Source organism: uncultured Caballeronia sp. (assembly GCF_964243625.1).
GTDB lineage: Bacteria > Pseudomonadota > Gammaproteobacteria > Burkholderiales > Burkholderiaceae > Caballeronia.
The window spans coordinates 1-2935 of sequence record NZ_CAXTGZ010000710.1 but is presented as its reverse complement, the minus strand read 5'-3'; the positions used below and the strand labels follow the sequence as shown (position 1 = coordinate 2935).

Here is a 2935-nt window from a genome sequence, read left to right as displayed (position 1 = left end):
ATCACCACCTCGCCGGGAATCGCGTTGCGGATGCCATCGGTGAAAAGCTCGGTGCAGGAAACGACCGCAGGCACGCCCGGTTCCACGCTTCTCGATACAACCGTCTGCAACGCCAGCACGATTTCCGCCGCAATCACAATCGGGTCGATCGTCATATGCGGTCGTGCCGCGTGGCCGCCAACTCCATTGACCCGGATCACGAAGTTGTCTTCGCTCGCCATGATTCCACCGGCGCGCGTCGATATGGTGCCTGCGCGAAGCCCTGGAATGTTATGAACGCCGTAGATTTCATCGACGGGAAAACGTTCGAAAAGCTTGTCGGCGATCATCGCCTTCGCGCCCTTCCCGTGTTCTTCCGCCGGCTGAAAGATAAAGCGCACGGTGCCGTCGAAGTCGCGCCGCTCGCACAGCAACTTCGCGGCGCCGAGAACCATGCTCATATGGCCGTCGTGACCGCATGCATGCGACTTCCCCGCATGAACCGATGCATGGCCGCGCTCAGGCGCCTGCTCGTGGATATTCAGCGCGTCCATCTCGGCACGCAGGCCGATCACGCCGGGCCCGTCGCCGCAAACAAGGTTCGCGACAAACCCGGTCCCGCCGATACCCCTCGTCACCTCCAGCCCAAGACCTTCGAGCACGCCGGCCGCGAACACACTCGTCTCGTGTTCCTCGAACCCGGTCTCCGGCACACGATGAAACCAGTGCCGCCACTGCGTCAATTGCTGCTCGAAATCCATCTCGGGTCTCCACTGCCATGTATGGACTCCAGTATAAGAACCCGGCATGAGAGAAAATCCCGCGAATACGCCTATCGCCGATAATTCGATTCTATTTCCGGCGTTCAGACTCAAAGAACACTGCATCGATCAAACAGGACCCGCATATGGCACTCGATCGGCTCGACGTCCGCATCCTCAACTTGCTGCAAGAAAACGCGGCCACGCCGTTGCGCGTGATCGCAACCGAAGCCAACGCATCGGTCGCGACATGCCAGCGCCGGATCGCGCAACTCAAGGCGGACGGAGTGCTGCTCAAGGAAGTCGCGATTGTCGACCGCATGCGCGTGGGCCGGCCGCTGACCATTTTTGTATCGGTGGAACTGGACAAGCAGAACGATTCGCTCCTGCGCGCTTTCGAGCGCCGCATGATGAGCGAAGGTGATGTGATGGCGTGCTACGAGGTGTCGGGGGAATTCGATTTTTTGCTGATCGTGAATTCCGCCTCGATGGAGACGTATCACGCGTTCACGCGAAGGCTCTTTTCATCGAACAACAATGTGCGCAACTTCAAGAGCAACTTCGCGATGAACTGCTCGAAGTTCGAGACGAAAATTCCCCTGGATGATCCAGAGGAATCAGCTTAACGCCTGATACTTGCTACAAAGGTCGCGATGCGGTCGCATGCTTCGGCGAGACGCGCTTCATCGAGCACGAAGCCCAGCCGCACGAAACCTGCCGCGGTTTCTCCGAACGCACTGGCATCGAGCACCGACACACCCTGCGCCCGAAACAACTGCCAACTGAAATCGTAGGCGCTCAAGCCCGTGCCGGTTACGTCGACCATCATGAACATGCCCGCCTCCGGCAACAGGCAATGCAAGCCTGGCACATCGCGCAGACGATCGAACACAATGTCGCGGCGACGTCTGTAGATCTCGCGCATGTCCGCGACGATCTGCGGGCGGTTTTCGAGCGCGGTCATTGCGGCTTGCTGGATGAAGCCCGGCAAACCGTAGAGCATGCATAGCGCCAGGCGTCCAAGGTGTTCTACAAGCGTCTTCGGACCGATCACCCAGCCCACGCGCCATCCCGGCATTGCATGGGATTTCGACAAGCTGCCGATCGTCACGGTGCGCTCGGCCAAGCCGTCGAGCGAGGCAATGCTGACATGCTCGCGATCGAATGTGAGGTCCGCGTAGACCTCGTCCGAGACGATCCACAGATCGTGTTTTTTCGCCAGCGCCGCGATACGTTCAAGATCGGGACGCGGCATCACGACACCCGTCGGGTTGCACGGCGTGGCGAAGAAAATGGCTTTGGTGCGCGGCGTGATGGCGGCTTCGAGCGCGTCGCAATCGAGATGAAACGCCTTCGCCGGGTCTACCGCCACGGGTACGAGCGTCGCGCCGGTGACACGCACGCTGGCCTCGTAAGTCAGGTACATCGGCTCGGGCACGACGATTTCATCGCCTGCTTCGCACAAGCATAACGATGTTGCGAAGAGTCCGTTCTGCGCGCCCGCGACGACGATCACGTTGTTTTCATCGATACCCTGATTGCCGGTCTGCTGCACGTGATCCCGCGCGATCGCCGCACGAAGCGGCGCACGTCCCACCACATCCGCGTAATGCGTATCGCCTTCGCGCAATGCACTGACCGCGCGATCGACGATGACTTCGGGCGTCGCGAAGTCCGGGTCGCCGACGCTCAGAATGATGACGTCTTCGCCCTTGTTGAAGGCTTGCTGCGCCGCGTGATGAATTTCCCACGCGGCCGTGCGCTTGCCTTGCAGACGCTCGACGAGATTCGAATACTTCATGCGGCCACTCCCTTGAAGTGAATCGTTGGATTATAGCGGCGGTCTATCGGCCGTTCTTATTGGCCGTGCCGAGGTTCGTCGCGAGATAAGCCAGCAATGCCTGGACACGCGAAGAGCGGCCTTTGCGCGATGGCACCAGTGCGATGACCGGCGCGCTGCCAAAGTCCCACTCGCCCAGAAGCCGCACGAGCTTGCCCGATGCAACCGCGTCCGCCACGTCCCATTGCGAACGAAGCACGAGCCCCAAACCATCTTCGGCCCAACGACGCGCAACACTGCCGTCGTTGGTACTGAATGCAGCGGTGACACGCAGTGCGAGCGGTGTTGAATGCTTGGCGCCGGTCTGCGCGCGCCTCCGGCGCACCCGCCAGAGCGTCACGTCTTCATCGTTTTC

General features: G+C 60.5%; 4 protein-coding genes. 1 reads left to right on the top strand and 3 read right to left on the bottom strand.

Annotation, left to right across the window (positions count from 1 at the left end):
* Nucleotides 1-740: amidohydrolase (locus ACFFAR_RS29720; RefSeq protein WP_375509065.1), on the bottom strand; the 740-nt coding region annotated here is incomplete at its 3' end.
* 146 nt (nt 741-886) lie between these two features.
* On the opposite strand from ACFFAR_RS29720, the gene ACFFAR_RS29715 reads away from it, so the two are divergent.
* Nucleotides 887-1366 (top strand): Lrp/AsnC family transcriptional regulator, encoded by a 480-nt coding sequence (locus tag ACFFAR_RS29715; RefSeq protein ID WP_062001361.1) that lies wholly within the window; start codon nt 887-889, stop codon nt 1364-1366.
* Here ACFFAR_RS29715 and ACFFAR_RS29710 read toward each other — a convergent pair.
* Nucleotides 1363-2541, bottom strand: a complete 1179-nt coding sequence (locus ACFFAR_RS29710) for an aminotransferase class I/II-fold pyridoxal phosphate-dependent enzyme (protein ID WP_174365589.1) — start codon at nt 2539-2541, stop codon at nt 1363-1365. The genes ACFFAR_RS29715 and ACFFAR_RS29710 overlap by 4 nt on opposite strands.
* Before the next feature lie 43 nt (nt 2542-2584).
* Nucleotides 2585-2935: LysR substrate-binding domain-containing protein (locus ACFFAR_RS29705; RefSeq protein ID WP_375509064.1), on the bottom strand; the 351-nt coding region annotated here is incomplete at its 5' end.

Excerpts from the sequence above, each read along its gene's own strand:
- ACFFAR_RS29715 (WP_062001361.1), top strand. The coding sequence starts at position 887 with ATGGCACTCGATCGGCTCGACGTCCGCATCCTCAACTTGCTGCAAGAA.
- ACFFAR_RS29710 (WP_174365589.1), bottom strand. The coding sequence starts at position 2,541 with ATGAAGTATTCGAATCTCGTCGAGCGTCTGCAAGGCAAGCGCACGGCC.